Annotated in this window: 20 protein-coding genes and 2 tRNA genes; 12 read left to right on the forward strand and 10 right to left on the reverse strand. The window is 60.7% G+C overall.

The window, feature by feature from the left end:
• Positions 1–5: 5 nt before the first annotated feature.
• From HER32_RS02345 to HER32_RS02355, 3 genes are all read right to left on the reverse strand, one after another.
• Complete coding sequence (locus HER32_RS02345; RefSeq protein WP_168680246.1) at positions 6–2,429, reverse strand: endonuclease MutS2; 2,424 nt, start codon at positions 2,427–2,429, stop codon at positions 6–8.
• A gap of 228 nt (positions 2,430–2,657) precedes the next feature.
• A complete protein-coding gene (locus HER32_RS02350; RefSeq protein ID WP_168680248.1) occupies positions 2,658–3,416 on the reverse strand; it encodes a TIGR02757 family protein in 759 nt (252 codons plus the stop codon).
• A 101-nt stretch (positions 3,417–3,517) separates the two neighbouring features.
• Entirely contained in the window at positions 3,518–4,588 is a 1,071-nt protein-coding gene (locus HER32_RS02355; RefSeq protein WP_168680250.1) for a LysM peptidoglycan-binding domain-containing protein, read from the reverse strand.
• A 213-nt stretch (positions 4,589–4,801) separates the two neighbouring features.
• Between HER32_RS02355 and kdsB the strand changes: the two genes are divergently transcribed.
• Complete coding sequence (gene kdsB / locus HER32_RS02360) at positions 4,802–5,557, forward strand: 3-deoxy-manno-octulosonate cytidylyltransferase (protein WP_168680252.1); 756 nt, start codon at positions 4,802–4,804, stop codon at positions 5,555–5,557.
• Here the strand turns inward: kdsB and HER32_RS02365 are convergent.
• The 4 genes from HER32_RS02365 to gap form a co-directional block, all read right to left on the reverse strand.
• Positions 5,554–5,982, reverse strand: a complete 429-nt coding sequence (locus HER32_RS02365; protein WP_149069256.1) for a DUF1622 domain-containing protein — start codon at positions 5,980–5,982, stop codon at positions 5,554–5,556. The genes kdsB and HER32_RS02365 overlap by 4 nt on opposite strands.
• Positions 5,983–6,096: 114 nt before the next feature.
• The gene (locus HER32_RS02370) at positions 6,097–6,441 is read right to left on the reverse strand and encodes a translation initiation factor (protein WP_149069255.1); all 345 of its coding nucleotides are present in this window, start codon (positions 6,439–6,441) and stop codon (positions 6,097–6,099) included.
• Between the two features lie 108 nt (positions 6,442–6,549).
• Positions 6,550–7,428: a diacylglycerol/lipid kinase family protein gene (locus HER32_RS02375; protein ID WP_149069254.1), complete on the reverse strand. Its 879-nt coding sequence runs from the start codon at positions 7,426–7,428 to the stop codon at positions 6,550–6,552.
• A 107-nt stretch (positions 7,429–7,535) separates the two neighbouring features.
• A complete protein-coding gene (gene gap / locus HER32_RS02380) occupies positions 7,536–8,543 on the reverse strand; it encodes a type I glyceraldehyde-3-phosphate dehydrogenase (RefSeq protein WP_149069253.1) in 1,008 nt (335 codons plus the stop codon).
• 315 nt (positions 8,544–8,858) lie between these two features.
• On the opposite strand from gap, the gene HER32_RS02385 reads away from it, so the two are divergent.
• The 3 genes from HER32_RS02385 to HER32_RS02395 all read left to right on the forward strand — a co-directional run bounded on the left by HER32_RS02385 (position 8,859) and on the right by HER32_RS02395 (position 11,490).
• Positions 8,859–8,930, forward strand: a tRNA-Glu gene (locus HER32_RS02385).
• A gap of 112 nt (positions 8,931–9,042) precedes the next feature.
• Positions 9,043–9,114, forward strand: a tRNA-Glu gene (locus HER32_RS02390).
• A gap of 201 nt (positions 9,115–9,315) precedes the next feature.
• Entirely contained in the window at positions 9,316–11,490 is a 2,175-nt protein-coding gene (locus tag HER32_RS02395) for a bifunctional alpha,alpha-trehalose-phosphate synthase (UDP-forming)/trehalose-phosphatase (RefSeq protein WP_168680254.1), read from the forward strand.
• A 550-nt stretch (positions 11,491–12,040) separates the two neighbouring features.
• Here HER32_RS02395 and HER32_RS02400 read toward each other — a convergent pair.
• Positions 12,041–13,822, reverse strand: coding sequence for a glycoside hydrolase family 15 protein (locus tag HER32_RS02400; RefSeq protein ID WP_168680256.1), 1,782 nt, complete (start codon positions 13,820–13,822; stop codon positions 12,041–12,043).
• Positions 13,823–14,260: 438 nt separating this feature from the next.
• Between HER32_RS02400 and HER32_RS02405 the strand changes: the two genes are divergently transcribed.
• The 4 genes from HER32_RS02405 (at position 14,261) to mutM (ending at position 19,062) form a co-directional block, all read left to right on the forward strand.
• Positions 14,261–16,054: an ABC transporter ATP-binding protein gene (locus tag HER32_RS02405; RefSeq protein WP_168680259.1), complete on the forward strand. Its 1,794-nt coding sequence runs from the start codon at positions 14,261–14,263 to the stop codon at positions 16,052–16,054.
• Positions 16,055–16,183: 129 nt separating this feature from the next.
• Complete coding sequence (locus HER32_RS02410) at positions 16,184–17,068, forward strand: membrane-binding protein (RefSeq protein WP_149069249.1); 885 nt, start codon at positions 16,184–16,186, stop codon at positions 17,066–17,068.
• Positions 17,069–17,187: 119 nt separating this feature from the next.
• Entirely contained in the window at positions 17,188–18,087 is a 900-nt protein-coding gene (locus tag HER32_RS02415; protein ID WP_168680261.1) for a PhzF family phenazine biosynthesis protein, read from the forward strand.
• Between the two features lie 153 nt (positions 18,088–18,240).
• Positions 18,241–19,062, forward strand: coding sequence for a DNA-formamidopyrimidine glycosylase (gene mutM, locus HER32_RS02420; RefSeq protein WP_149069247.1), 822 nt, complete (start codon positions 18,241–18,243; stop codon positions 19,060–19,062).
• A gap of 161 nt (positions 19,063–19,223) precedes the next feature.
• Here mutM and HER32_RS02425 read toward each other — a convergent pair whose 3' ends face one another.
• A complete protein-coding gene (locus HER32_RS02425) occupies positions 19,224–20,267 on the reverse strand; it encodes an SDR family NAD(P)-dependent oxidoreductase (protein WP_168680263.1) in 1,044 nt (347 codons plus the stop codon).
• 349 nt (positions 20,268–20,616) lie between these two features.
• Here HER32_RS02425 and HER32_RS02430 point away from each other — a divergent pair, with 349 nt between their 5' ends.
• Positions 20,617–21,111: a hypothetical protein gene (locus HER32_RS02430; protein WP_149069245.1), complete on the forward strand. Its 495-nt coding sequence runs from the start codon at positions 20,617–20,619 to the stop codon at positions 21,109–21,111.
• A 123-nt stretch (positions 21,112–21,234) separates the two neighbouring features.
• Here the strand turns inward: HER32_RS02430 and HER32_RS02435 are convergent, their stop codons facing one another.
• A complete protein-coding gene (locus tag HER32_RS02435) occupies positions 21,235–22,005 on the reverse strand; it encodes a sulfite exporter TauE/SafE family protein (protein WP_149069244.1) in 771 nt (256 codons plus the stop codon).
• A gap of 269 nt (positions 22,006–22,274) precedes the next feature.
• On the opposite strand from HER32_RS02435, the gene HER32_RS02440 reads away from it, so the two are divergent.
• The 3 genes from HER32_RS02440 to HER32_RS02450 all read left to right on the forward strand — a co-directional run bounded on the left by HER32_RS02440 (position 22,275) and on the right by HER32_RS02450 (position 26,900).
• Entirely contained in the window at positions 22,275–22,916 is a 642-nt protein-coding gene (locus tag HER32_RS02440; protein WP_149069243.1) for a CatB-related O-acetyltransferase, read from the forward strand.
• A gap of 58 nt (positions 22,917–22,974) precedes the next feature.
• Positions 22,975–24,027 (forward strand): LLM class flavin-dependent oxidoreductase, encoded by a 1,053-nt coding sequence (locus HER32_RS02445; RefSeq protein ID WP_149069242.1) that lies wholly within the window; start codon positions 22,975–22,977, stop codon positions 24,025–24,027.
• A gap of 425 nt (positions 24,028–24,452) precedes the next feature.
• The gene (locus HER32_RS02450) at positions 24,453–26,900 is read left to right on the forward strand and encodes a TonB-dependent receptor (protein WP_232066341.1); all 2,448 of its coding nucleotides are present in this window, start codon (positions 24,453–24,455) and stop codon (positions 26,898–26,900) included.
• Positions 26,901–26,917 lie beyond the last annotated feature (17 nt).

The following is a 26,917-nucleotide window of genomic DNA, read 5'->3' on the forward strand; positions in this document are numbered from 1 at the left end:
AAATGCTACTTCAGCACTGCTACCGTCGCGCCGTCGCCGCCGCGGTCGGCGTGTTCGTCGGCTACGCTGGCTACGGTGCGCTGGCTGCGCAGGTAGTCGCGCACAATCTGACGCAGGACGCCGTTGCCGCGGCCGTGCAGGATCTTGATTTCGGAAATGCCCAGCATCACGGCGTCGTCTACGTAGGCCATGACCTTGGTGAGGGCATCCTCGGCCCGCTCCCCGCGCAAGTCCAGGGTGGTGTTGAAGCCCGACATGCGCCCCGTGATATCGAGGCCCAGGCCGGCATACTGGGCCGGAGCCTTGCGGCTGGCTTCCTTTTCCCGCTCCCGAATTTCGGAGCGGCTGAGCTTTTCAAGCTGGTTGACTTTCACCAGCGTCTTCATGCCCCCGAAGGACACCTCGGCGGTTTTGCCTTTTACGCTCATCAGCTCGCCGTGGCCTTCCTGCCCAATCAGGGCCACTTTGTCGCCGGGCTTAAGGGTACCAGCTTCGGCCAGCTCGCGGGTGGGGCGGGGCTTGGGCGGCTCTATCTGCAGCTTTTCGCGCACAAAGGTGTCGAGCTTCTCCCGGGCCTGCTTGGTTTCCTCCTTGCCCGCCTGGGAGCGGCGGATATCGGCAATGGTGCTTTCGATCTGCTGGTTGGTGTCCTTGAGCAGAAGCTTAGCCTTTTGCTTGGCCTCGCGCAGCACGTCCAGGGTCGTTTCGTCGAGGTAGCGCTTCAGGTCCTGGTATTCCTGGGCAGCTTTCTTCAGGCGGCGCTCGGCCTTGGCGGCTTCGGCAGTGCGCTGTTCCAGCTCCGTTTTCTCTTTCTCCAAGCCTTCCAGCAGCCGGTCATAGCGGATTTTATCCTTGCCTACCAACTGCGACGCACGCTCTACCAGCTGCTTGGGCAAGCCGATTTTGCGGGCAATTTCGATGGCAAACGAAGAACCCGGCTTCCCGATTTCGAGGCGGTAGAGCGGCTGCAGCTGCTCGGGGTCGTAGCGCATGCCCCCGTTCACGATGCCGGGCGTGCGCTCGGCATAGTTTTTCAGGTTGGTATAGTGCGTGGTGATGACGCCAAACGCCCGGGCGCGGTTGAGCTGCTCCAGCACGGCTTCGGCAATGGCCCCACCCAGCGCGGGCTCAGTGCCCGTGCCAAACTCGTCAATCAGCACCAGGCTGCGCTTGCCGGCCAAGGTTACGAACTGCTTCATGCTGAGCAGGTGCGAAGAGTACGTGCTCAGGTCGTTTTCCAGGCTTTGCTCGTCGCCGATATCCAGGAAAATATCATCGAACATCCCCGCTTCGGAGGTTTCACCGGCCGGAATCAGCAGGCCGCACTGCAGCATGTACTGCACCAGGCCCACCGTCTTCATAGCCACCGACTTACCGCCGGCATTCGGCCCGGAAATCAGCAAAATGCGCTGCTCGGGGTTTAGCTCGATGTCGAGGGGTACCACCACGCGGGGTGTTTCTTTCGGTTGCTCTTTGAAGGTCAGGAACAGTAACGGGTGGCGCACCTGCTTCCAGTGCGCCAGCGGCCGGGCGCTGAGTGCGGGAAGGGTGGCTTCCAGCTCGCGGGCCAGCCGGGCCTTGGCCCGAATGAAGTCGAGCAGGCCCAAGTACTGGTAGGCCTTGCGCAAATCCGGAATGTGGGGGCGCAGCTGGTCGGTGAGGGCCGTGAGAATGCGCACCAACTCGCGCTGGTAGGCATTTTCAAGGTCCTTGATGTCGTTGTTCAGCTCAAATACGGCTTCCGGCTCGATAAACACCGTCTGGCCCGAAGCCGATTCGTCGTGGATCAGGCCCTTTACGCGGCGCTTGTGCTCGGCAATGACGGGCAGCACCAAGCGGCCGCCCCGAATGGTGGGCTCGGAGCCCTCGGGCACCCAGCCTTCCTGGCGGGCGTGGCGCAGGATGCCGGCAATCTGCTTGCGCAGCATACCCTGACGGTTGATGAGTTCCTGACGGATCTGGCGCAGCAGCGGGGAGGCATCGTCGCGCACCTGCCCTTCATCATCCACCACTTTGTCCAAAGATGCTAGCAGGTTGCGGTCCACCTGCACGCCAATGCCCAGCAGGCGCAGCGTGGGGTAGAGACCTTCCTCGGCGTGGGTGAAGAAAACCAGCGCTTCCCGAATGGTGCGCAGGCTCATCTTCACGGCAAAAAAGGCCGGTACATCCAAATAAGCACCCGGCAAAGCGGCCCGCACCAGATGCGGGTTTACATCGTGGTAGTGGGCGCTAGGGAAGTCGGCCCCACTGTTGAGCAGCTGCCGAAAATCGTCGGTTTGCAGCAGCAGCTTCTGGAGCTGCTCGGCATTGGTCTGGAAGCTCATCTTGGCCACAAACTGGCGGCCCAGGGTGCTTAGGCAGAGGCCGTCCAGCATTTCACGCAGCTGCGTGAAGCCAATTTTTTGCTCGAAGTTGTTGGGAAGAATCAAATCAGAAAGTCGAAACGAAGTAAGCGGGAATCGGAAGAGGATGCGAAAGTAAACAGCATTCAGGCGGGGAAAGATTCACATTCTTTAATGTGCAGAATGTAGTTAATAGGTAAAATGTAAAAAATGCAGCAAAGGGAGGCCAAGGCACCCGGCAAAGTAGCTAACCGGAAGTCATTTCAATAGCGCATTCCGCACATCATCCGCGCTTTGGACAGGCTAACGCATATGCTACCGCTCCCCCGCCACGCCCAGCCCGAACAAGGCAAAGTCATACTTCACGGGGTCCTGGACATCAAACTGCCGGAGGTTGGCCGTTAGCTCTTCGGCCGCCTGCCAGTCAACCTGGGGGCGCTGGAGCAAGCCCAAACCACGGGCCACGCGCTCCACGTGCACGTCGATGGGGCAGATCAGGTCGGCGGGCTGCATCCGCGTCCAAAGGCCGAAGTCGACGCCGTTCTGATCCTGGCGGACCATCCAGCGCAGGTACATATTCACGCGCTTGCAGGCTGAGCCACGGGCCGGAGTAGCCACGTGCTTGCGGGTGCGCTGCGGAGCGTCATCCAGGGAGAAAAACAGCGAGTGAAAATTCTCGAGCCGCTCTTTCTGGGTATTACCTTGCAAAAAGGCGTCCTCAAGTGTGGCATGCTGCTGGTAGTACCAGCGCAGCCAGTGCACGAAGTACAGCAGGTCGGTGTCGCAGAACGTGCGGTGGCAGAAACCCAACAGCTTCCGGAGGTCGTCGTCGGAATGGTGTAGGACAAACTGGTGGGGGGCATCGTCCATGCGGCGCATCAGCTCCCGGCACTTGCTGATGATGGTGGGGCGCCGCCCCCAGGCCAGCAGGGCCGCAAACAGCCCGCTGATTTCAATATCGGCCCGCTCCCGGAAGCTATGCGGAATGCTGATGGGGTCGGGACCAATGAAGGCGGGCTGATCGTAACGCTGGTATTGCTCCTCCAGCAGCTCAAGCACCTGGTTGCGGTTCATGGATGGCGGTGTTCAGGTGAAGGAAGCCAAGGTTAACAGAGCAAGTGCCAGATAAAACTGCTTTTACCTGGCACTTGTCATGGTTTAGCTGCTGTACGCTCTTACGGTAGGTAGGAAGTTTCTACCCGGAAGCGCTGATCGGGTGTGGCCAGCATCTGCACAGCCCGGGGCGAGAGACGAATGAGAATGTTGCTGTTTTCGCCGGTATCGGGCAAGGGCCCGATTACCCGCACAAACACGGACACGTTGTTCATGATGTTGCGCACCTCCACAATGCTGCCCACTGGGGCTGTTTTGTGCAGGGCCAGATATTTCACGGTATTGGCATTGGGAATAACGGCGGCCAGGCCGCTTTCCGTCACACGCTTTACCACTTCGCTGGCCCGGGTCGGGCCGCGGTTTTCCTCTGGCTTGTCGTCGTCCGCATCGTCCTTAGCCGTTTCCTTGGGTGTTTCACGCGGGGCCACCGGTTTGGGCTCCTCCCGAGCTGGAGTCGGTGTTTCCCGCACAGGCTCAGGACGGGATGCCGAAGGTTTGGGCGTGGTAGCGGCCACGGCCTCTACAGGCTCGGGCGCCGGCACCGACGAAGGAGCCGCCTTGCGGGTCGGGGCTGCCGGCTTGCTGGCAACGGGTGCTTCGCCCCCGGCGGGTACAATAATGAGCTTCTGGCCCACCAGCACTTTGCCCCCGGCGCCTAGCCGATTTTGTTTCAGCAGAGTGTTGGAGCTGACACCGAAGCGCTGGGCAATGGCAAAAAGCGTTTGGCCGGGCTTCACCACGTAAATGTGGTTGCCGCGGGCGTCGCGGGGCAAAGCCAGGGCGGCGGCCGTGGCCCCGGCGGCTGTGGCGGGCCGCGGCGTTACCGTGCTTTTGCCAGCGGGGCTGGCGGCCGGGGTCAGCAGCACGCGGGTGCGGGGCACCAGCACAATCTGCCCCGAGAGCAGCGCACCTTTAATTTTCGGATTCGCCTCCACAATGTTATCTACCGGCACTTTGTACCGCCTTGCCAAGCCATAGAGGGTTTCGCCGGGTGCTACGCGGTGCCGGATCAGGGCGGTATTGTTGCGGTATTCTACTCCGATGGAATCGGGAGGAGCGACGGGGCCGGGCGCAGCCTCCGCCAGCACACCCGCACACAGCAAGGCAGCCAGGAAAAAACTAAAGCGAATCATGAAGCAATGGAAAGCAGAGGCGAGGAAAGCAGACACAAAACGATGTCGGGCGCCCCTTTGCATAATTAGTGCCGAAAGATAAAAAATTATCCTGCCCAAGTACCACTTTTTCCCCAGCAAAATGGCTTTTTGGCTGAATTCAAGCCTTCTTTTCCCTCGCTCGGCGGCCGTATTCTTCTAACTTTACCCGCTACACCGTTGTCCGCTCTTTCTATGCTTTCTGCTATTGGCATTATCCCCGCCCGCTACGCCTCTACCCGCCTGCCGGGTAAACCCCTTATTGACCTAGGAGGCCAGTCCATGATTCAGCGCGTGGTGGGCCAGGCCCGGCAGGCCCGCCTTAGCCGGGTGGTGGTGGCTACCGATGATGAACGAATTTTGGAGCACGTGCTTCGCTTCGGCGGCGAGGCGGTGCTCACTTCCCCCAGCCACCCCAGCGGCACCGACCGGGTGTGGGACGCCTACCAGCAGCTAGGCATTTCGGCCGACTGCGTGGTGAACATCCAGGGCGACGAGCCGTTCATTCAGCCCTCCCAGATTAATACGTTGCTGGATTTGTTCGACGACGCCAATACGCAGATTGCCACGCTGGTAAAGCCGGTCATTAGCGAAGAGGAGCTGTTTAGCCCACACCTGCCCAAAGTGGTGCTCAACGAGCAGCAGGAGGCCCTGTACTTTAGCCGCCACCCCCTGCCCTACCAGCGCCAGCATCCTACCTGGGAGTGGCTGGAGCATCACCGCTACCTGCGCCACATTGGCCTCTACGCTTACCGGCCGGCCGTACTGCAGGCGCTTACTCAATTGCAGCCCTCGGCCCTGGAGCTGGCCGAAAGCCTGGAGCAGCTGCGCTGGCTGGAGCACGGCTACCGCATCCGCACGGCCGAAACCGCGGAGGCCACGCTGGGCATCGATACGCCCGAGGATGTCGTCAGGGCCCGGGACTTTCTGTTGCAGGCTAAGCTGCTTTAGCCCTCTGCGCCTGGTGGCGGGCTGGCACCGGCTGCTTTGGCCGTTACGTGCTGCTCGGCGGAATCGAGCTTTTCCTCCTTCATCTCCCTGGACAGAAAGAAGTTGAGTGCCGTCCGAATGACGGCAATGGCCCCAAGCTTGCCAATTTGCTCCCAGCTGGGCGCTATGGCCGTGGAAAGAATATCGGCCCCCAGCTGAAACTCCAGGGCCAAGGCCAGATAGCGGGCCAGGGTAAGGCGGATGGCCGTAAAATCGGCCGTCTGCCGGCGCAGCAAGGCCTTCAGGAAGAGCCAGCCCGCGCCAAAAATACCCAGCGCGATAATAACCGCGCCAATGGTTTCCACGCTCAGCTTCAGCCATAGCACCGCTTCAATCACGCCGTGTTCGGCCAGGGCATGGAGGGTTGTGGGGGCGGAAGCGGGCATAGGAAAGAAGCAATGGTGAAGGACAAGGCCGAGGAAAGGTTACTCACATACGTACGGCTACCCGATGGGTACGCCGCCTCCGTGCGCGGCAACTGCCTTTCCCTTGTTCTTAGCTTAGCCCCCCGCTTTCTTGGCTTTGTAGCCGGCGGCTAGCAGCACGGCCAGCACTTTGTCGCGAAAGTCGCCCTGGATGATGATTTCGCCGTCTTTGGCATTGCCGCCCACGGCGCACTTGGTTTTGAGCAGCTTGCCCAGGATTTGCAGGTCGGCATCCTGGCCCACGAAGCCGGTAACGAGGGTTACCTGCTTGCCGCCCCGGGACTTCTTATCAAGCTGTACGCGCAAGTTTTGCTGTTGGGGCGGCAGCGTGGCCGTTTCCTCCGCCCCGTCGTGCTGGTACTCAAAATCGGGGTTGGTGGAGTACACGACCCCTTCGCGGTGCTTTTTATCGGCTTTCATACGGTAGTGCGTTGGTAGTTTAGCGCGTAGGCGCTCTTCAGCTAGCAAAGAAACAGCATTGCCGACTCTCTGAGCTACTCACTCATTCGCTAAATCAGTAACGTCCCACTATACGGCTACTTCCAGAGCAAGTGGATGGAGCTCCACGCTGAAGTGGGTACTGGTGCCCACGTAGTCGCCATCGACGTGGAAGCCCAGCGGCCTGGCGGCCTCTACCTGCACCTGCCGGGCCGTGTGAAACACCGCTGCCCCGGATTCGGGCAGGTCGCCAAGGGCCAGGGACAAAGCCACCCGCACCGCCCGCACCACCGACATGGAATCAATCAAACACAAATCCAGCAGACCATCCTGAATGTCGGCGCGGGGCGCAATGTAGGCGTTGTTGCCGTACTGGGCGGCGTTGGCAAAGGCCAGCACGTAGCAGTCCGTTTCCAGCGTGGTATCGGCCAGCGCTACGGTGATGGGCACGGGCCGGAAGCGGCGGTACTCGCGCAGGGCTACCTGGGCATAGGTGGCCAGCCCGCGCGTGCCGGCCTCAGCAAAGCATTTGCTCACGTGCGCGTCAAACCCCAGGCCCGCGGTGCAGAAAAATTCCCGGCCGTTGATGCTGCCTACGTCGATGCGCTGAAACGTAGGCTGGTTTAGGTGCTTGATGGCCGCAACTATTTCCATAGGCACCTTGAGGTGGCGGGCCAGCCCATTGCCGGAGCCGCGTGGCAAAATGCCCAGCGCAGCCTGTGTGCCTAGCAGCCCCCGCGCTACTTCATTTACGGTGCCGTCGCCGCCCACCGCTACCACCACCCGGCAGCCCCGGGCCGCGGCCGCGCGGGCCAGCTCTACGGCGTGGCCGGCATACTGCGTTTCCTCCACCTCGTAGCTTACTAGGTTCGCATCCAAGTGCTGGCTTAGCAGCGCGGGCAGATCCAGGCGCCGGTTGGTGCCCGACGTGGGGTTAAGTAAAAAGCAAATACGCAGGGCAGCGGGCATACTCCGGCAGAATTCAACAGGGAATGGCGGCGCAAGGTACGCGGCCGGGCACAGAAAAGCCCGACCGAAATCGGCCGGGCTTTTCCGTATACGGGCAGCCGAAGGGCTTAGCCGTTCATTTTCTCACCCAGCTGCTGAATCAGATCAGCGGTGCGGGTAGAGTAGCCGGTTTCGTTGTCGTACCAGCCAATCACCTTCGCCAGCGTGCCGCTGGCCGAGGTCAGCTCCGAGTCGAAGATGCAGCTGTGCTTGTTGCCGACGATGTCGATGCTCACGATGGGGTCGGTGGTGTATTCAATGATGCCTTTCATCGAGCCTTCAGCGGCCGACTTCAGCGCAGCGTTGATCTGGTCTTTGGTTACCTCCTGCTTCAGAATCACGGTCAGGTCGGTCATCGAGCCATCCGGAACGGGCACGCGCATGGCCAACCCATCGAGCTTGCCTTTCAGCGTGGGCAGCACCAAGCCTACGGCTTTGGCGGCCCCGGTGCTGGTGGGGATGATGCTGTAAGCAGCGGCGCGGGCGCGGCGCAGGTCTTTGTGGGGCGCGTCCTGCAGGTTCTGGTCAGAAGTATAGGCGTGCACCGTGGTGATGTAGCCTTTCTCGATGCCAAACGCCTCGTCCAGTACCTTAGCCATCGGGGCCAGGCAGTTGGTGGTGCAGCTCGCGTTGCTGATGATGGTTTCGTCGCCGGTGAGGATGTCTTCGTTCACGCCGAGTACTACCGTAGGAATGTTGCCGGTAGCGGGGGCCGAAATCACCACTTTCTTGGCGCCAGCGGTGATGTGCTGACCAGCACCAGCTTCATCTACAAAGCGGCCGGTCGATTCCAGTACCACGTCGATGCCCATGTCGCCCCAGGGCAACAGCTTGGGGTCACGCTCAGCCAGGGCATGAATGCGCTGGCCGTTTACGGTCAGGCTTTCCTCGTCGTAGGCCACGGTGCCATCGAAACGGCCGTGTACGGAATCGTACTTCAGCAGGTGCGCCAGCGTCTTGTTGTCGGTCAGGTCATTGATGGCCACCACTTCTACGTTGTCGCGGCCCAGCAACGACTTGAACGTCAGGCGGCCGATGCGGCCGAAGCCGTTGATGGCGACTTTGATTTTTGCCATGGTATAAAAGGAATGGGGTTAACGGCCCCCACGCGGGGCCTGGTGCAAACGCGGAGCGAAGGTACAGGGCCGGGGTAACATCGCCAAATCATTTCCTGCCGGAGCGCATTATCAACCGCGAAAATTCGCCGGCCTAGCCCAAGTACCTTCGTTTTCCGGGCGGCAAACTCCAGTCAGGTCGGCCTCAAGAAAAAATTCCAGGCTGAAAATCAGCTGTTTTTCCCTTATCCCAGCAATTTTCTCGGTGCGGGGTATTGCGCTCAATGTTTCGCCTCCTATCTTTGCACCATCAAAACGGAAAAGGCCACATTATCTGGTCCGTTCGTCTAGGGGTTAGGACAGTAGATTTTCATTCTACCAACAGGGGTTCGATTCCCCTACGGACTACTCGGCTTCCGCTTTGATAGTTGGTTTAAAAACCGCTCCGGCACCTACCAGGGCGGTTTTTTTATCCAGGCTGAGTTGGCAAACGCGCCTTCAGCACCCATAGTGCCCATATGGTCCGTTCGTCTAGGGGTTAGGACAGTAGATTTTCATTCTACCAACAGGGGTTCGATTCCCCTACGGACTACTCGCTAAAAGCCCGCCCCGGATAATCCGGGGCGGGCTTTTGATTTTCCGCAGCGGGCACTCCCTGCGGCAAACGGGGTACTCGTCGGGTCACGCGCAAGCTCCACCTTACGTGCCCGTTAGCAGAAGGTCAGGAAGAAAATATTGGCTATTTGGCATTTTCTCGCGTACGTCTAGGGGTTCACCATCCTAGTTACGGCGTATGTCCCGAACGATTATTGTTTCTAACCGACTCCCCACGAAAGTCCTGCGCACGGAGGAAAGCCTCACCTTTCAACCCAGCGAAGGCGGCCTGGCTACCGGCCTGGGCTCCATTTACCGCCAGGAAGGCAATGTTTGGGTAGGCTGGCCGGGACTGTTCGTGGAGGATGCGAATGAAGAAGCGTACGTGCGCGAGCAGCTGCGCGACGACAGCATGGTCCCCGTGTTCCTGACGGAGCCCGAAATCCGGGACTTCTACGAGGGATTCAGCAACTCCACACTCTGGCCCACCTTTCACTACTTTTCGCAGTACGCTACCTACGAGCAAAGCCACTGGGAAGCGTATGTGGCCGTGAATGAGAAATTCTGTCAGGCGGTGCTGGCATTGGCCGGGCCGGAAGACACCATCTGGGTGCACGACTACCAGCTGCTGCTGCTGCCCGCCCTACTGCGGCAGGCGCGGCCCGAGGCCACCATTGGTTTCTTTCTGCATATTCCCTTCCCCTCCTATGAGCTGATTCGGGTGCTGCCCTGGCGTAAGGAGCTGCTGGAAGGCATGCTCGGGGCCGATTTACTTGGTTTCCATACGTTTGGCTACATGCGGCATTTTTTGAGCGCCGTGTCGCAGCTGCTGGGGTTTTCCTCGCAGAACGGGCAGATTGAAACCGGGGCCCGCACGGTGCTGGTCGATGCTTTCCCGATGGGCATCGACTATGAGCGGTACGTGCAGGCCGCGGCTTCCGAGGCGGCAGTGCAGCACGAGGCTGTTTACCGAGAGGCGCTGCGCGAGGTGCGGGTTATTCTGAGCATTGACCGGCTCGACTACTCTAAGGGCATTGCGCAGCGGCTGCGGGCCTTTGAGCTGCTGATTCAGCGCTACCCGGAGTGGCGCGAGCAGGTGAGCTTGATTATGGTGGTGGTGCCCTCCCGCGACCAGGTGGCGCAGTACGCGGCCCTGAAGGAGGAAATTGATGAGCTGGTGGGCCGCATTAACGCCCAGTACCGCACCATCACCTGGACGCCCATTCATTACTTCTACCGCTCCTTTCCGCTGGAAGAATTGGCCTCTCTCTACCGCCTGGCGGAGGTGGCGCTGGTGACGCCCATGCGCGACGGTATGAACCTGGTAGCTAAAGAATTTGTGGCCAGCAAGGCCGACGGGCACGGGGTGTTAATCCTGAGCGAACGGGCCGGGGCGGCCCGGGAGCTGTCGGATGCCCTCATCATCAACCCGACGGATACCGGGCAGCTGGCCGAGGCTATGCACGATGCCCTGGTGATGCCCGAAGACGAGCAGCAGCTGCGCATGGGGGCTATGCAGGCCCTGGTAAGCCAGTACAACGTGTTTGCCTGGGCCAAGCTGTTCATGGATCGGCTGGCGTACACCAAAATCAAACAGCACACGCTAGCCACCGAAATGCTGACCCCAGCCGTGCTGCAACAATTGCGGGCCCACTACCAGGATGCCCAGCAGCGCCTCTTGCTGCTCGACTACGACGGGACGCTGGCCCCCTTCAACACGAACCCTCAGCGCGCCCAACCCGACCAGGAGCTGCGCCTGCTGCTACAGGCCCTGGCCGATATTCCGCAGAACCGAGTGGTGATTATCAGTGGGCGCGACCGGCACACCTTGGAGGCTTGGCTGGGGCATCTGCCCATCGACTTTATTGCCGAGCATGGCGTGTGGCTGCGGCCAGCCGGCGAGGAGTGGCAGCTGTTTCAGACCCTGAATAACGAGTGGATGCGCGATATACGGCCCATTCTGGAGCTATACGTGGCGCGTACGGCCGGTTCCTTCATTGAGGACAAGGAATACTCGCTGGTGTGGCACTACCGCCGCGCCGACGCTGAGTTGGGAGCCATGCGCGCCCGCGACCTGCTCAACCACCTCACTTTCATGACCTCCAACAGCGACCTGCAGGTGATGGAGGGCAACAAGGTGATTGAAATCAAAACGGCGGGCATCAACAAGGGCTCGGCGGCGGCCCGGTGGCTGGCTACTTACCAGCCCGGCTTCACCCTGGCCATCGGCGACGACCGGACGGATGAAGACACGTTCCGGGCCATGCCCCCGGAGGCGTACACGGTGAAGGTGGGCAGCACACCCCGCTCCCTGGCGCGCTTCAGCGTGGCCTCCACGACGGATGTGCGCAAGCTGCTGCGGAGCCTGCTGTAGCGGCGGCCTCACTGCTTAGCTACGTCATCACCTAAAATAGGCTCAGAATAAAGCATTCCGGGCCTGTTTTATGGGCTGCTGTGCTTGTTATACGCTTTGTCGAGGGTGCAATAGCCGCTGTCAGCTGCGCACTAGGCATTGTCAATGCCGCAATGCCTTGTGTCAGTCGCGCGGAAGCCTGTGTCAATACCGCGGAGGCCTGTGTCAAGGGCGCAGAAGACTTTGTCGATGCCGCGGAAGCTTCTGTCAACTGCGCGGAAGACATTGTCAGAGGCGCGGAAGGCTTTGTCAAGAGCGCAGGAGGTTCTGTCAGGGGCGCGGAAGGCTTTGTCAGAGGCGCACTAGCAACTGTCAAGAGCGCGGAAGCACTTGACAGTTGTGCTGGTGATTTGTTCGGTTAAAGCTTTTGACTGTATGTGGTAAAACGTTAAGCGGCATCTGTCATCCTGAACGCTGGGAAGGACCTTATTACGTCTGCTGTTCTGACGTGATAAGGTCCTTCCCTGCGTTTCAGGATGACAGATGCCTTGGGTCCAGCTGACTTTGCCCTTTACAGGAAGTTGGGTTTGTTGAGCTTTTGGGCAATGCGGTAGGCGGCGTTTACGAGGCCGACGTGGCTGTAGGCCTGGGGGAAGTTGCCCCATTGGGAGCCGGTTTTGGCGTCTACGTCCTCGGAAAGCAGGCCCAGGTGGTTGGTGTACGTGGTGAGCTTTTCAAACTCCTGGATGGCTTCTTCTACACGCCCTACGCAGGCTAGGGCCTCCACGTACCAGAAAGAGCAGATGAGGAAGGTAGTTTCGGGGGTGCCAAAGTCGTCGGCGTGGCGGTAGCGGTAGAACAGGCCTTCGGGGGTTTTCAGCTCCTTTTCCAGCTCTACGAGGTGGTGGGCGGCTTTTTCGGAGGCCGGATCGAGGTAGCCCATCAGGATGAGCTGCATGGTGCTGGCATCGAGGTGGGGCGAGCCGATGGCGTTGGTATACACGCCGCGCTCCGCGTTGAAACACTGCTCAATCCGGTCGGTGGCCGCCTGGATGAGCCGCTCGGCGCGGGCTTCCATGTCGCGGTTGCCGAGGGAGCGGGCCACTTTGCGGGCGGCGTGGCTGCCGGCCCAGTGAAACAGGTAGGTGTAGCAGTGGTATTGGGCCAGGTTGCGGAATTCCCAGAGGCCAGCATCGGGCTGGTCCATGGTGGCCTCGATGAGGTTGAGGGCTTCGAGCACCAGCTTTTCGGGGTTGGGCCGCTCGGGGTCGAGGAAGCGGCAATCCACGTAGAGCGGCAGCAGGGCTACCAGCACCTGCCCGTACACGTCGTTCTGAATGTGGGTGTAGGCGTCGTTGCCAATGCGCACGGGCTGGTTGCCGAGGTAGCCGGCCAGGGGCAGCTCTTCCTCAATCAGGTCGGAGGCCCCGCTGATGCCGTAGAGCGGCTGGTACTTGTCTTTGACCTTGGTGGAGATGTTGGCGATGTAGTGGAAGTACCGCTCCATCTCTTCGAAGTGGCCGATGTTGTTGAAGGCCGTGAGGATGTAGTAGGTGTCGCGCATCCAGCAGTAGCGGTAGTCCCAGTTGCGGGTGCTGCCGGGCGCTTCGGGCAGGGAGGTGGTGCTGGCCGCAATGATGGCGCCGGTGTCTTCGTACTGGTGAATTTTGAGGGCCAGGGCCGAGCGAATCACCTGATCCTGGTGGAAGGCGCTGATGCTGGTGCTTTTCACCCAGCGCCGCCAGTAGTCGAGGGTGCTGAGCAGAAACCGCTCGGCGGTACTTTCCAGGGGGGCTTCCAGGGGCGCGCCGTAGGTGAGCACAAGGTACTTGGTGTCGTTGAGGGCAAAGTCTTCCTCGTCGAGCACGTAGGTGAGCGGGATGTTGGTGGTGAGGCGGATTTCCTCTTCCAGCCCCAGGAAAGCAATGTGATTGGAGCTGCGGCGACGGTTGAGCGCCAGCTGTCCGTACTGGCCCACTGGCCGGCAGGCTACCCGCACGCGGGGCGCGCCTTCCAGGGGCTCCACCTTCCTGATAAACATGAGGGGCTTGTAGTACCGCTCGTACTGGGAAAAGCGCGGGGCAAAGTCCGTGACGCGGTAGCGCCCGTCGGCAGTGGTAATTTCGGTGCAGAGCACGTTGGTGTTGGTGCGGTAGTACTGCCTTGACTCCCAGGTGCCAGTGGCGGGCTTGATGCTGAACTCGCCGCCCTTGTCGTCGTCGAGCAGGGAGCCGAAAACGAAGGAACTGTCGAAGCGGGGCCAGCAGAGCCAGCGCACGGCGGTATCGGTGTCTATCAAGCCCAGGAAAGCACAGTTGCCAATCAGGCCCAGGTTATAGGTGTGTTTCTGCATGTGGTAGCACGTTTGGTGGCGGCTGGCCCATGGGGCGCAGGCGGTTCTACTACCGGGTGTACTACGGGAGGGCCGCTGGGGTTCCCCGTGAGGTGACAGAACCGGGGGTAAAAGCCGGTATCCTGGGTGTCATGCTGAGCGCAGCAGAGCTTGTCGAAGCGCAGCGAAGCATCTCTACCGCTTCGTTGCCAAGGTAACTGTCATGCTGGGCGCAGCCGAAGCATCTCTACCGCTTCGTTGCGTTTACCACACTAGCAAGATGCTTCGGCTGCGCTCAGCATGACGTTCTACCGAAGCGGTAGAGATGCTTCGCTGCGCTCAGCATGACGCTCTAGTATTGAAATCCTGACGCTTTGGCCATTACCTTGCCGGGCCCGAAAACTATTCGGCGGGCTCCCGGTATCTAACCAGGCCCGTCCCGGCCCCTACCCTTCCCGCATGAAATTACTGTACTCCTACCTCCGCAACTACTGGGGGCTTCTGGCGCTGGCCTTGCTGCTGGCCGCCATCAACCAGATTTTCTCCCTGCTCGACCCCTACATCTTCCGGCAGATCATCGACCGGCACGTGGTGAAAGCCGGCTCTACGGCCTTTCACGATGGGTTCTGGTCGTTTCTGCAGAGTGGGGCGGGCCTGCTGATTCTGCAGGCCATGGGCGTGGCTATGGTGTCGCGCATTGCCAAGAACTTCCAGGATTACTACGTCAACGTCATCACCCAGCGCCTGGGCGCGCAGCTGTACTCCGACGGGCTGCGGCACTCCCTGGATTTGCCTTATCAGGTGTTTGAGGACCAACGCTCCGGCGAAACCCTGGGCAAGCTCCAGAAAGTGCGCACCGACGTGGAGAAGCTGATTCAGAGCTTCGTGAACGTGCTGTTTATTTCCGTGGTGGGCATTGTGTTTGTGACGTGGTACGCCATCAGCGTGTACTGGCCCATTGCGGTGGTGTACTTCCTCACGATTCCGCTGCTGGGCTCGTTGAGCTTGTTTCTGAGCAAGCGCATCAAGGTGATTCAGAAGACCATTGTGGCCGAAACCACTGCCCTGGCCGGCTCCACCACCGAGAGCTTGCGCAACATCGAGCTGATCAAAAGCCTGGGCCTGGCCCAGCAGGAAACCGAGCGGCTGAACTCCACCACCGATAAGATCCTGAAACTGGAGTTGAAGAAAGTGCGCTACCTCCGCTCCTTGTCGTTTGTACAGGGCACGTTCGTGAATTTGATGCGCAACGTGATTCTGCTGATGCTGCTGTTTCTGGTGGTGCAGCAGGTTATTACCGTAGGGGAGTTTTTCTCGTTCTTCATCTACTCCTTCGCCATCTTCGGGCCGCTACAGGAAATGGGTACCATCATCAACGTGTACCGCGAAACCGAGGCGTCGTTGGCCAACTACCAGCAGATTCTGAACACGCCCCGGGAGGTGAAGCCCCAGCACCCGAAAGTCATTCAGAAGCTGGAAACCCTGGCCTTCGACGAGGTACATTTTCAGCACCTTTCGGCCAGCGCCCCGGCCCTGGATGGCATTTCCTTCCAGACCAAGCTGGGCGAAACCATAGCTTTCGTGGGACCCTCGGGCTCGGGCAAAACCACGCTGGTAAAGCTGCTGGTGGGCCTGTACCCGCCCGCCCAGGGCCAGATTCTCTACAACAATATTCCCGGCCCGGAGCTGGACCTCGACGCGCTGCGGGAGCAAATCGGCTTCGTGACCCAGGATACCCAGCTGTTTGCCGGCACCATCCGGGAGAACCTGCGCTTTGTGGCTCCGCAAGCCACCGACGAGCAGTGCCTGCAGGCCCTGCACCAAGCGGCTGCTGACTCCCTGCTGGCCCGTGCCCCCCAAGGCCTGGATACCGTGATTGGGGAAGGCGGCGTGAAAGTATCGGGCGGAGAAAAGCAGCGCCTGAGCATTGCCCGGGCCCTGTTGCGCCACCCTACCCTGCTGGTATTCGACGAAGCCACCTCCGCTCTGGACTCGCTCACGGAGGAGGAAATCAGCCAGACGGTGCGCGAGCTGTCGGGCTCCCGCCAGCACATCACCATTCTCATTGCCCACCGCCTCAGCACCATTCTGCACGCCGACCGCATCTTCGTGCTGGAGCGCGGCCACGTGGCCGAGGCCGGCCGGCACGAGGAGCTGCTGGAGCGCAAAGGGCTGTATTACGCCATGTGGCGCCAGCAGATTGGCGAGCGGCCCGCGCCCAAAGCGGCGCTGCAGCGGCCGGTAGCCATATAGAAATCTTCGGCGGAAACGCGCACGAAAACGGGCGGAATATCGTTGAGATACTGTGAACGGGTGCTGGTAAAAGCTGGCCGCGTTGGCAGGATTCTTGACATTGCCTTCATCCAACTACCGGATATTTTCATGACTCACCTCCGCATTTTTCGCCGCATTGCTGGCTTGTGTCTGGCAGGCGGGCTTCTGATTTCTTCGGCCGCTTCGGCCCAAACCGCTGCGCCCGCCAACCGCGACGTTATCCAGGAAATTACCGACGTGGTGGGCCTGAAGCCGCGCTTTGAGCTGCGGGCCACTTCCCAGGTGGAAAACGCCGCTGCCGTGGTGTACAACGGCCACCGCTACCTGCTCTACAACCCGCAGTTTTTAGCAGCCGTGAACCGCGCTGGCCACACCGACTGGGCGGGCATCAGCATTCTGGCCCACGAAATGGGCCACCACCTCAACGGCCACACCTTGCGCCCCGGGGGCTCCCAACCTGCCGATGAGCTGGAGGCTGATGAGTTTTCGGGCTTTGTGCTGCGCAAGATGGGCGCCAGCCTGGCCGAAGCTCAGGCCGCTATGGCCGTAGCCGGCGACGATGCCGGCTCGGCTACTCACCCCGGCCGCCGCAACCGGCTCAGCTCTATTGGGGCAGGCTGGCAGCGGGCCGATGGACAAATTGCCAGCAGCGCCCGCGCCACGGCTCCTTCGGCCAAACCCGTTGCCCTGAATACCCAGTCACAAGCCATGCCCGTGCGCACGGTAGCCGCCGCTACGCCGGTGAGCGTGGTGGGCCGCATCACCTTCCGTAGCAACCCCGATGAGCCCTACTACCTCACCAGCCGCCTGAACGTGGTACGCCTCGGCGACGACCACACCGCGCAGGTAGTGGGCCGCCTCACCCGCTCCGACAGCCAGCATTTTCCCTACGTGCTGGTAGATGGCCAGGAGCGGCGCCTTTACGTGAGTGCCCAGGGGGGGGTATACAACGCCCGCGGTCAGCAAGTAGGTCTGGTTTCCGACCCCTCGTAAGTATTGACCTTCTTAGTCCTCAGACGCCCGCTGCCTTCCTGTAGCGGGCGTTTTGCGTGTGGGGTCGGTCGACTTTCCGTAAACGAGCGTAGTTTTCGGTTCCCGTTCGCTTTGACACTATGCCCACTCTTCCTTTCCTCTTGATTGATGCCTTCACCCCGACCGCGCTGGGGGGCAACCCCTGTGCCGTGGTGCTGGATGCCGCTGGGCTGACAGACGCGCAGATGCAGGCTCTGGCCCGGGAATTCAATCAGTCGGAAACGGCGTTTGTATCTGGGTCGGCGGAGGCCGGATTCGGGGTGCGCTTCTTCACGCCGGCCGAGGAACTTCCCTTGGCGGGTCACCCCACCATTGCCTCCATCACGGCGCTGTTGCACACGGGGCGGTTGCCCCTGCCCGCTACTGGCACCAGCCTTTCCCTGGCATTGCTTGAGGGCCCTATTCAGATTGACGTGGTGGCCCCCTCGGCCGACAATCCGCAGGCGCAGGTACTCATGACGCAGCGGCCGCCGGTGTTTGGGCAGGTGCATGACCCGGCGGTTGTGGCCCCGCTCTTTGGCCTTACGCCGGAAGACCTGGTGCCCAGCGCGGTTGTGCAAACCGTGAGTACGGGCACCCCGCAGCTGATGCTGTTCGTGCGCAGCCACGAAGCGCTACGGCGGGCAGCGCCGCCGGAACCGGCCGCCTACAACCGGTACCGCGCCGGGTCTGACTTCTTCAGTCCGCACGTGTTTTGCCTGGGTGGGGCCACCCCTACGGGCCAAACGTTTGCACGCCATTTCGGCACCCCGCCTGATATTCTGGAAGACCCGGTTACGGGCTCGGCTACCGGGGGCATGGCCGCTTACCTCTGGCACTACGGGTACTTGGAGCAGCCGCGGTTTGTGGCCGAGCAGGGCCACTGGCTGGGCCGGCCCGGGCAGGTAAACGTACAGATCAGCGGCCCGCGCCACGCTATTGAAGTCGTCCAGATTGGAGGCAGTGGCGTGGTAGTAGTGGAAGGCGGGCTTACCATTTGATACAGGATGGCAGGTAGGCAACAGGCCCGTTAAAACCACCAGGCCGGGCAACTTCTTCGGGTAGTCGGGTGTTGGTTATAGCTGAGTTAGGCTGGAAGGTTATTCCTTGCCTTGGCCCCTCCGTCAACTTTCCCACTGATATCTTTCTAGTCCGTGCCCGAATTACCCGAAGTAGAAACTTACCGTCGCTTACTCGACGAATTACTGGTGCAGCAGCAGTTAGTGACCCTGGAGGTGCTGGACGCCCACGTGCTGGCCGTACCGGAAGACGAGTTGCGCCAGGCCGTGGTAGGTGCTACCGTCACGGCTACCCACCGGCTAGGCAAAAACTGCTTTCTGGAACTCTCCACTGGTCAGGTGCTGGCCCTGCACTTTGGCATGACCGGCGACGTGGGCGCCTACCGCCACGACCATGACCGGCCCCGCTTCACCCGCGTAGCCTTTCACCTGGCCGATGGTCTGCGCGTGGCCTTCATCGACCCGCGTAAATTTGGGCGCATCCGCCTGGCCGGCAGTATAGCCGAGTTTCAGCGCGCCAAGAAGATAGGGCCGGATGCGTTGGCTATTACCGCCGAAGAGATGCAGCAAGGCTTAGGCAAGAAGAAAACCCTGATCAAACCTGCCCTGCTTGACCAGCGCCTTACCGCCGGCCTGGGCAACTGGATTGTGGACGAGGTATTGTTTCAGGCGCAAATCCACCCGGAGCGGCTGGCCAATACACTTACCGCTGAGGAGTTTCAGGCCCTGCACGCGGCCATCCAACTAGTGCTGCGCACGGCCATCGAGCATGAGGCGGTATACCGCCACTTTCCGGCCTCCTTCCTTATTCACGCCCGTGAGTGGGACGACTCGGCCACCCCGGGCACGGAGGCGCACCGCTTTTGCCCCCGCCACCCGAAAGTTGAAATCGGCAAGCATTACGTGGGCGGACGGGCCACTTACCATTGCCCAAGCTGTCAGCTTCTGGCAACCTGATAGTTTCCAGCATGATGTAGAGACGCGGCACTTCGCGTCTCGTCGTTGCTGATGGTGTGTGTACGGCGCGTTTCGGTCGTTCAACGAGGAGACGCTAACAGGTATTTGGCAGAACACAGAAGGCCCGTCATGCTTCGCTCCGCTCTGCATGACGGGCTTTTCTACAGCGCTGGCCTGGAGCCGGTTTCGTTGTTGCGGCGGGCGGCTTGTTGGGTGAGCGTTGTGAGCCAGGAGCGCGTAAGGGAGGTTTCTGCCTCGGCCCCGCGGCGCCGCTCGTCACCAAGCTGATCGGTGGGGCCGGGCAGGGTGCGGTTTACCCAGCTGAGCACATCGGCAGTTGTGCCGGGCAGCAGGCCGTGGAGGGCAGAAAGCAGCTTGGCCGGCAGGCTGAGAATCACTTCGGCGTCGCCGCGGCGGCAGGCATTCCAGATTTCACGGCCGGCGCGGTCGGCATCCATGGAAAGAGCGGGCATCGCATCAGCAAGGCTAAACCAGGCGTATTCCCGCTCGTGCTGGCCCTTAACTATGGCATGCCCCTGGCTGCCTGTGCGCAGCAAACCGGGGCACACGGTTGTGACTTTCACGCCATACTGCAGCAGCTCGGCGCGGAAGCTTTCCGACAGGCCTACCAGCGCAAATTTGCTGGCGCAGTAGGGCGCCAGATGCGGCACCGCCACCTTACCGCCCACCGAGGCTATGTTCACAATCCGCCCCTCGCCACGGCGGCGCATAGTGGGCAGCACGGCCTGCATGGTATGGAATGGTGCCCAGAAATGTACCTGCATCGACTCTTCGTAGTCCCGCTCGTCCATGTGCTCCAGCGGCCCGGCCGTAATAATGCCGGCGTTGTTAATCAGCACATCGATGGGACCCAGCTGGTTTTGCACTTCAGCTACCAGGGTGCGTACCTCCTCGGGGCTGGTCAGGTCGCGCACCAGCGTTAGTACTTCGTTACCGGCGGCGGACAGCTCCTGGCGGGCGCGCTCCAGCTCGTCGGCATCGCGGGCGCAAATGGCTACGTTGGCGCCCTCGGCCACGGCCTGCCGGGCCAGAATAAGGCCGAGCCCGCGGGAGCCGCCCGTGATGAGCACCACGCGACCCTGCAAATCATACGAGCCGCGACGATTGCTCCAGAGAGTGGCGGCCGTTACCAGAGCGCCCACGCCCAGGGCGGTGAGCCAGTTATTTCGGTTTTCTCGCTTCATAGGAGGTTGTATGCAATGGCCCGGGAAAGGTTACACGCTCTTTGCTTAACGAGGAATGAAGGATGCGGGATTGAGGCTGCTAAGGCAGTCCGGTCATGCAGAGCGGAGCGAAGCATTTCGCTTGCGGACATAGCCGTGGTAGTCTGACTATAACGCTAGCGAGATGCTTCGCTACGCTCTGCATGACGTTCTTTTAATTTTCTGGACAGCGGACACGCGCCGCCGATTTGTAGCCCCATAGGCACGTTTCCGGCCGCTAGCGGCGTTATAGCGCCGGCACTTTCCGTAATTGGCATCATATTTACAGGCCCAGCCGCGGCCGATTCTTTTCCTCTGCCTTTCCCCTGCTATGAATAAATCCTGTCTTTTTGCCCTGGCTTTTCTGGCGTTGCCCGCCCTGAGCATGGCCCAAAGCACTACCGTCAAAGCCAAAACTAAAACTGCCGCCGGCACCACCAAAGCCAAAACCACGGTGGCCCCGGCTCCTGCCCCGCGCCCAGTGCCCACGCCCCCGGCCGAGAAAGTAGAGGCCCGCGCCAACGCCCTCACCGACAACATGCAAAAGGCCCTGGGCCTGAATCCGCAGCAGGTGGAGAAGGTGCGCCAAATCAACCTGAACAGCGTGCGAGCCGTGGAAACTGCCCGCCTGCAGTACCGACAGGACGTGCGCAAAATGGCCTCCGTTATCGACGACGTGGGCCAGTCGCGCCTGGCGTCCCTCAAAGACGTGCTGTCGCCCCAGCAGTTCGACCGGTACCAGCGCAAGCGGGAGGAGAAAATGGGCGTACCCAACTCCCAAGGCATCCAGGGCAACCCCGCCCCCGGTTTGCCGGGTGGGGAGTAGATACATAGGGTTAGCCTTGGCCTCAACTGGCGCGAGCTTGTAGCTCGCGCCTTATTTTTGTTTAGTTGTGCCTCCGGCGCCAAGCAGCAAATGTTGTTTCCGACGTTTGGTTGGCGCCAGCTACTACCCGCCAAACACCTGCATACTCAGCTTGATGATGAAGGCGCTGACCACCACCAGAAACAGCCCGCGCACGAAGCCGGTGCCGTGGCGCAAGGCCAGGTGCGCCCCCAGGGTAGAGCCCAGGATATTGCTGACGGCCATGGGCAGAGCTACAGACCAGAGAATCTGGCCGGTGTAGGCAAAGTAGCCTAGGGCCGCCAGGTTGGTGGCCACGTTCACCAGCTTAGCCGAAGCTGAAGAGGTGATGAAGTCGTAGCCAAACAGCCCCACGAAGGCAAACAGCAGGAAAGAGCCCGTGCCTGGCCCAAAGAACCCGTCGTAGAAACCGATAAGGCTGCCAATAAGCACGCCGTAGAGCATTTCCCGGCTGGGCGTCAGGCGCGGGGCGTGCAGGGAGCCGAAATCCTTGCGCCAGAAGGTGTAGAGGGCAATAACGACCAGCAGGCCCAGCACCAGCGGGGGCAGCAGTTCCTGGGGCAGCATGCTCACCACCCGCGCCCCCAGAAACGAAAATAGCCCCGCCACCGCGGCGGCCGTGCCCACGGCCCGCCACTGTAAAGGCACCTGCCCCGCGTAGCGCCGTAGCGCCGCGGCCGTACCCATCAACGAAGAGACTTTGCCCGTGCCGAGAATAGTCGGGACGGGGGTGCCTTTCAGCAAAAGCAGCATAGCCGGCAGCTGAATAAGACCGCCCCCACCCACAATGGCATCGACCAGCCCGGCCAGAAAAGCGGCTCCGCACAAGAGGGCAATGGTAAGCGTTGATATCATGCGGCGGCGAAGGTAAGTTTGAGGCGGCTTTTCGCAAGGAAAGTGGCCGATAAAGAACGTTCTATAGCGAGTAGCGAGGCATCTCGCGTACTGTTGTTGTGGAAGTGCCCGTCAGGCTGAGCTTGACGAAGCATCTCTACCGCTGGCTAATCCGATAGCCTTGTAACGAAGCGGGAGAGAGGCTTCGACTTCGCGGACGCCAGATCAAGCATGACGTCCTTTGATGTAAAGTGCGTTAAAGCGTTTCTCCTTCTCTCAACTACTTCCCTATGCACGGCCCCGACCCCAACACGCTGCATCCGCTGCCCCACCACCGGCGTTTGGTGTTTCTGAAAAACCTCATCACCCGCCCCAACATCGAGGTAGGCGAGTACACGTATTATGACGACTTCGAGGACCCGGCCAACTTCGAGCGCAACGTGCTCTACCACTTCGACTTCATCGGCGACCGGCTCATTATCGGCAAGTTCTGCGCCCTGGCCTCGGGGGTGAAGTTCATTATGAACGGCGGCAACCACGAAACGGCCCCGGTTTCCACCTACCCGTTTGCCATTTTTGGGGGTGGCTGGGAGCAGCTCATGGCCGGGCAAACCATCCAGGAGAAGTACCCCTCCAAGGGCGACACCGTAGTGGGCCACGACGTCTGGATCGGACACGAGGCGACGATTATGCCCGGAGTGCATATCGGCAACGGCGCCATTGTAGCAACCATGGCCGTGGTTACGCGCCACGTGCCGCCCTACGCCATAGTGGCCGGCAACCCCGCCGAGGTGGTGCGGTTTCGGTTTGATGAGCCAACCATTGCCCGCCTCCAGCAGCTAGCCTGGTGGCATTGGCCGGCCGAGAAAATCACCCGCCACCTGGCCCTGCTTAATGCCACCGACGTAGCGGCCCTGGAACAGGCCGAGTAGCTTGCCAACGTTAGCTGCCCCAGTAAACTTCCTGGCCGCTGCCGTGGTTATAGCCGCTATGAATCCTGACTTTTCGACTTCCCCTGCCCCCCTACGCCTGAGCGTGCTCGACCAGTCGCCGGTGCCGCTGGGGCGTACTCCGCGCGAAGCCCTTCTCCATACCATCGAGCTGGCCCGGCTGGCCGACAACCTGGGCTACACCCGTTTCTGGGTATCGGAGCACCACAACACCAACACCCTGGCGGGCTCGGCCCCGGAGGTACTACTGGCCCGCCTGGGCGCCGAAACCCGGCGCATCCGCCTGGGCTCGGGTGGGGTGATGCTGCCTCACTACGCCGCCCTGAAGGTGGCGGAGAACTTCCGTCTGCTCGAAACCCTTTACCCTGGTCGCATTGATCTGGGCATTGGGCGCGCCCCCGGCACCGACCGCATCACGGCCCATGCCCTCAACCCCCACAACCAGTTCCGCGACGAGGACTTCGCCGAGCAGCTCATGGATCTGCGGGCCTTCCTGCGCGACGACGTAGTAGCCGATACCATTCACGCCAAGGTGAAAGCGGCGCCCTTCGCCGACACCGTGCCCGAAATGTGGCTGCTGAGCTCCAGTGGGCAAAGCGGCCTGTTTGCGGCTCACGTGGGCGCGGCGTTTTCCTTTGCACACTTCATCAACCCCAATGGCGGCCCCAAGATGGTGCAGCTGTACAAGGAACGGTTTCGGCCTTCACCGGAGCTGGCGGCGCCCCAGGCCAACGTGGCCATCTTCGTGGCCTGCGCCGATACCGAAAGCCACGCCCGCGCCCTGGCCGACAACCTGGCTCTGCAAATGCTGAAGCTGGAGACCGGCCAGTTTACGCCTATGGAGCCTCTCTCCCAGGTGAATGTGGGTGCCCTTTCGCCCGACCTTCAGACCCGTTTAGCCTATCACCACACCCGCATTGTGAGCGGCACGCCGGACAAAGTAAAAGCGGAGCTAATTGCCCTGGCTGACAGCTACGGCGTAGACGAAGTAGTGGCCGTGTCCATCATGCACGACTACGACGACCGGCTCCGCTCCTACCAGCTGCTGGCCGAGGCCTTTGCCCTGAACCCGGTGCAGCAAATGCTGGCGTAAACGTTCTGTTCCGTTAGCCCTTCTTCCCCATAACCGAAGCCGCCTCCCCGCGCGGCTTCGGTTTTTTTATGCCTGCCGCCGCACAAGTCAGCTTCAGCTGAGCATGCAACCTGTCTGGGCAAAACACCAGCGGGTTACTTACCCGGCGGACCAAGGCTGTTAGAAGTCAGGGAATTGTCAGCTACCAGCGTTGGCAGAAGCTTCCGCGCAAAGATTCTTATTTAAAATTGTTCTAAATATTATTTTGAATCTTTCTAAATAGACCACAGCTTTGCAGCGTATTATTCATCATCAACCTCTCTGAAACGCGCTGAGCTATGATCCGACCTTTCCGCTTGCTCCTGCTTGCCTCTTTCCCATTTGCCTTGTGCCCGGCTGCCGTGGCTGCCAACCGAACTGCTGAGCTTGTACCAGCCCGCCCACGCTTGAAGCACGAAGGAGACGACACCGCCCAGCGCGGCCGGGTAACCGGCCAGGTACGCTCGGCCGCCGGCCAGGCGCTGGAAGGCGTGACGGTAGCATTGAAAGGTACCACCTACGGTGCCACGACCGATGCCCAGGGCAGCTTCCGCTTTACCGCCCCCGCTGGCTCTTATCAACTGGTAGTCAGCAACATTGGCTATGGCACCCAGGAGCAGGCGGTGCAGGTAACTGCCGGCGAAACCGTGCTGGTGCCGGCCATAGCGCTGGCAGTAACCGACCAGCAGCTGGCCGGCGTGCTGGTCACCAGCAGCCGTACCTTGAACGAGCAGCCTACTACCGTTGGTAAGATGCCCATCCGGCCGATGGATCTGCCCCAGGCGGTGGTAACGGTGAGCCAGCAGACGCTGGAGCAGCAGCAGGTGCTGCGTCTGAGCGACGCCATTGTGAACGTAAGCGGTATTTACGTGACCAGCACAACCGGCGGCACCCAGGAAGAGCTGGGCAGCCGGGGGTTTGCCTACGGCTCCAACAACACCTTTAAGAACGGGGTGCGCTTTAACAACGGCATCATGCCCGAGGCCAGCTCCCTGGAAAGCCTGGAAGTGCTGAAAGGCAGCGCGGCCATCCTGTATGGCAACGTGGCGGCCGGCGGCGTGCTGAACCTGGTCACGAAAAAGCCGAAGTTTGAGCGCGGCGGCTCCCTGGGGTTGCGCGTGGGCTCGTTTGGGTTCTGGAAGCCAATGGTGGATGTGTACGGAGCCGTGGGCCAGAGCAACAAAGTAGCGTACCGCCTGAATACCACCTATGAGCGCGGCAACAGCTACCGCAACGAGGTGCAGTCGGAGCGGGTGTACTTCAACCCTTCCCTGCTGTTCAAACTCACGCCCAAAACCACGCTGGTGCTGGAAGGTGACTACCTCAACGACAGCCGTACGCCGGATTACGGCATCGGGGCCATCAACTACGAGATTCAGGAGTCACGCACGCGCTTTTTGAACGTGGCCGGCGCCAACAATGCCACCAACCAAACCAGCGCCACCGCCACGCTCAGCAGCCAGCTCACGGAGGTGTGGCAGGTGCGGGCCGTGGCCGGGTTTCAGCGCTACGATAACGAGCTACGCTCAGCGTCCCGGCCGGTAGGTAATGGTACGCCCGGAGACACTTACGGCAACATTACCCGCGGCCTGCAACGCACGCAAACAAACGAAAACTATTTCCTGGCGCAACTGGATCTGACGGGCAATTTCCGCACTGGCTTCCTGGGCCACACCCTGCTCGTCGGCGCCGATGCCGATCAGTACCAGACCGAAACGCTAGCCTACGGCAATCCTACCTCGCCGTTGAATGCCAAAAGGGCTATTTCGGCGTACGACATCATCAACATCCTGGACCCCAACAAAGAAATTGCGCAACCAGCTGAACGCCTCACCGGCTTCCATGATTTGGTGCGCAGCCAACTGACGCAGGGCAATACCCGTCGGGCTGGTTTCTACGCGCAGGACCTGATCAGTATTTCGGCAAAGCTGAAGGTGCTGGCTGGCCTGCGCTGGAGCTACCAGGAAACGCCCAGCGACATTTACTACTATTCAACCGTAGCCAACATCGAGGCTAAAAACGCCGGCCTACTCAAGCAGAACCGGCGCTATGACAACGCCTTCTCGCCCCGCCTGGGGCTTGTCTACCAGCCCTTGAAGGCAACGTCGGTTTTTGCTTCCTACTCGAACTCCTTCACGCCGCAGAGCAACACGGCCACGGACCTCAACGGCCAGCCGTTGCCTCCGTCTCTTATTGATCAGTATGAGGTAGGCCTCAAAAATGACCTGTTCCAGGGTGCCCTCTCAGCTAACGTAACGGCTTACCGCATCGTCAACAGCAACCAAGTGCAGAGTGTGCTCCTGAATGACCCGCGCATCGAAACGGCTGTCAACAAAATCAACCCGCAGGAACTGGCTGGGGAAGTAACGAGCAAGGGAGTAGAGGTAGATGTGCAGAGCAAGCCTTACCTGGGCTGGTCTGTGGTAGCCGGCTACAGCTACAACAACACGGCTTATACCAACAGCAATATCTACACAAACGGCAGCCGCCTACGCTATAACCCCGCCCATACGGCCAATCTCAGCCTGTTTTATACGCTGCACAGCAGCGCCCTGAAAGGACTGACTGCCGGCATAACGGCCTACTACGTGGGTGATAAGCTGGCGGGCCGCAACCCCCGCGAGGTACAGCCCAACGGCCAGCCCTGGCCCAACGGGTCGGACGCCAACAAGTTCATTGCCATTCCCAACTACACGCTCTTCGATGCTTCGCTGGGCTACACCTACGAGCGGTTTGCGCTGCGCCTGAAAATGGCCAACCTCCTCAACGAGCTGAGCTACAACCTGCACGACGACAACAGCGTGAATCCCATAGCGCCCCGCAACTTCTCGGCCACGCTGCACTACAAACTGTAATTCGTTATCAACGCCAG

Source organism: Hymenobacter sp. BT18 (assembly GCF_012273015.1).
Taxonomy (GTDB): domain Bacteria; phylum Bacteroidota; class Bacteroidia; order Cytophagales; family Hymenobacteraceae; genus Hymenobacter; species Hymenobacter lutimineralis.

Excerpts from the sequence above, each read along its gene's own strand:
- HER32_RS02350 (WP_168680248.1), bottom strand. The coding sequence starts at position 3,416 with ATGAACCGCAACCAGGTGCTTGAGCTGCTGGAGGAGCAATACCAGCGT.
- HER32_RS02355 (WP_168680250.1), bottom strand. The coding sequence starts at position 4,588 with ATGATTCGCTTTAGTTTTTTCCTGGCTGCCTTGCTGTGTGCGGGTGTG.
- kdsB (WP_168680252.1), top strand. The coding sequence starts at position 4,802 with ATGCTTTCTGCTATTGGCATTATCCCCGCCCGCTACGCCTCTACCCGC.
- HER32_RS02365 (WP_149069256.1), bottom strand. The coding sequence starts at position 5,982 with ATGCCCGCTTCCGCCCCCACAACCCTCCATGCCCTGGCCGAACACGGC.
- HER32_RS02370 (WP_149069255.1), bottom strand. The coding sequence starts at position 6,441 with ATGAAAGCCGATAAAAAGCACCGCGAAGGGGTCGTGTACTCCACCAAC.
- HER32_RS02375 (WP_149069254.1), bottom strand. The coding sequence starts at position 7,428 with ATGCCCGCTGCCCTGCGTATTTGCTTTTTACTTAACCCCACGTCGGGC.
- gap (WP_149069253.1), bottom strand. The coding sequence starts at position 8,543 with ATGGCAAAAATCAAAGTCGCCATCAACGGCTTCGGCCGCATCGGCCGC.
- HER32_RS02395 (WP_168680254.1), top strand. The coding sequence starts at position 9,316 with ATGTCCCGAACGATTATTGTTTCTAACCGACTCCCCACGAAAGTCCTG.
- HER32_RS02400 (WP_168680256.1), bottom strand. The coding sequence starts at position 13,822 with ATGCAGAAACACACCTATAACCTGGGCCTGATTGGCAACTGTGCTTTC.
- HER32_RS02405 (WP_168680259.1), top strand. The coding sequence starts at position 14,261 with ATGAAATTACTGTACTCCTACCTCCGCAACTACTGGGGGCTTCTGGCG.
- HER32_RS02410 (WP_149069249.1), top strand. The coding sequence starts at position 16,184 with ATGACTCACCTCCGCATTTTTCGCCGCATTGCTGGCTTGTGTCTGGCA.
- HER32_RS02415 (WP_168680261.1), top strand. The coding sequence starts at position 17,188 with ATGCCCACTCTTCCTTTCCTCTTGATTGATGCCTTCACCCCGACCGCG.
- HER32_RS02425 (WP_168680263.1), bottom strand. The coding sequence starts at position 20,267 with ATGAAGCGAGAAAACCGAAATAACTGGCTCACCGCCCTGGGCGTGGGC.
- HER32_RS02430 (WP_149069245.1), top strand. The coding sequence starts at position 20,617 with ATGAATAAATCCTGTCTTTTTGCCCTGGCTTTTCTGGCGTTGCCCGCC.
- HER32_RS02435 (WP_149069244.1), bottom strand. The coding sequence starts at position 22,005 with ATGATATCAACGCTTACCATTGCCCTCTTGTGCGGAGCCGCTTTTCTG.
- HER32_RS02440 (WP_149069243.1), top strand. The coding sequence starts at position 22,275 with ATGCACGGCCCCGACCCCAACACGCTGCATCCGCTGCCCCACCACCGG.
- HER32_RS02445 (WP_149069242.1), top strand. The coding sequence starts at position 22,975 with ATGAATCCTGACTTTTCGACTTCCCCTGCCCCCCTACGCCTGAGCGTG.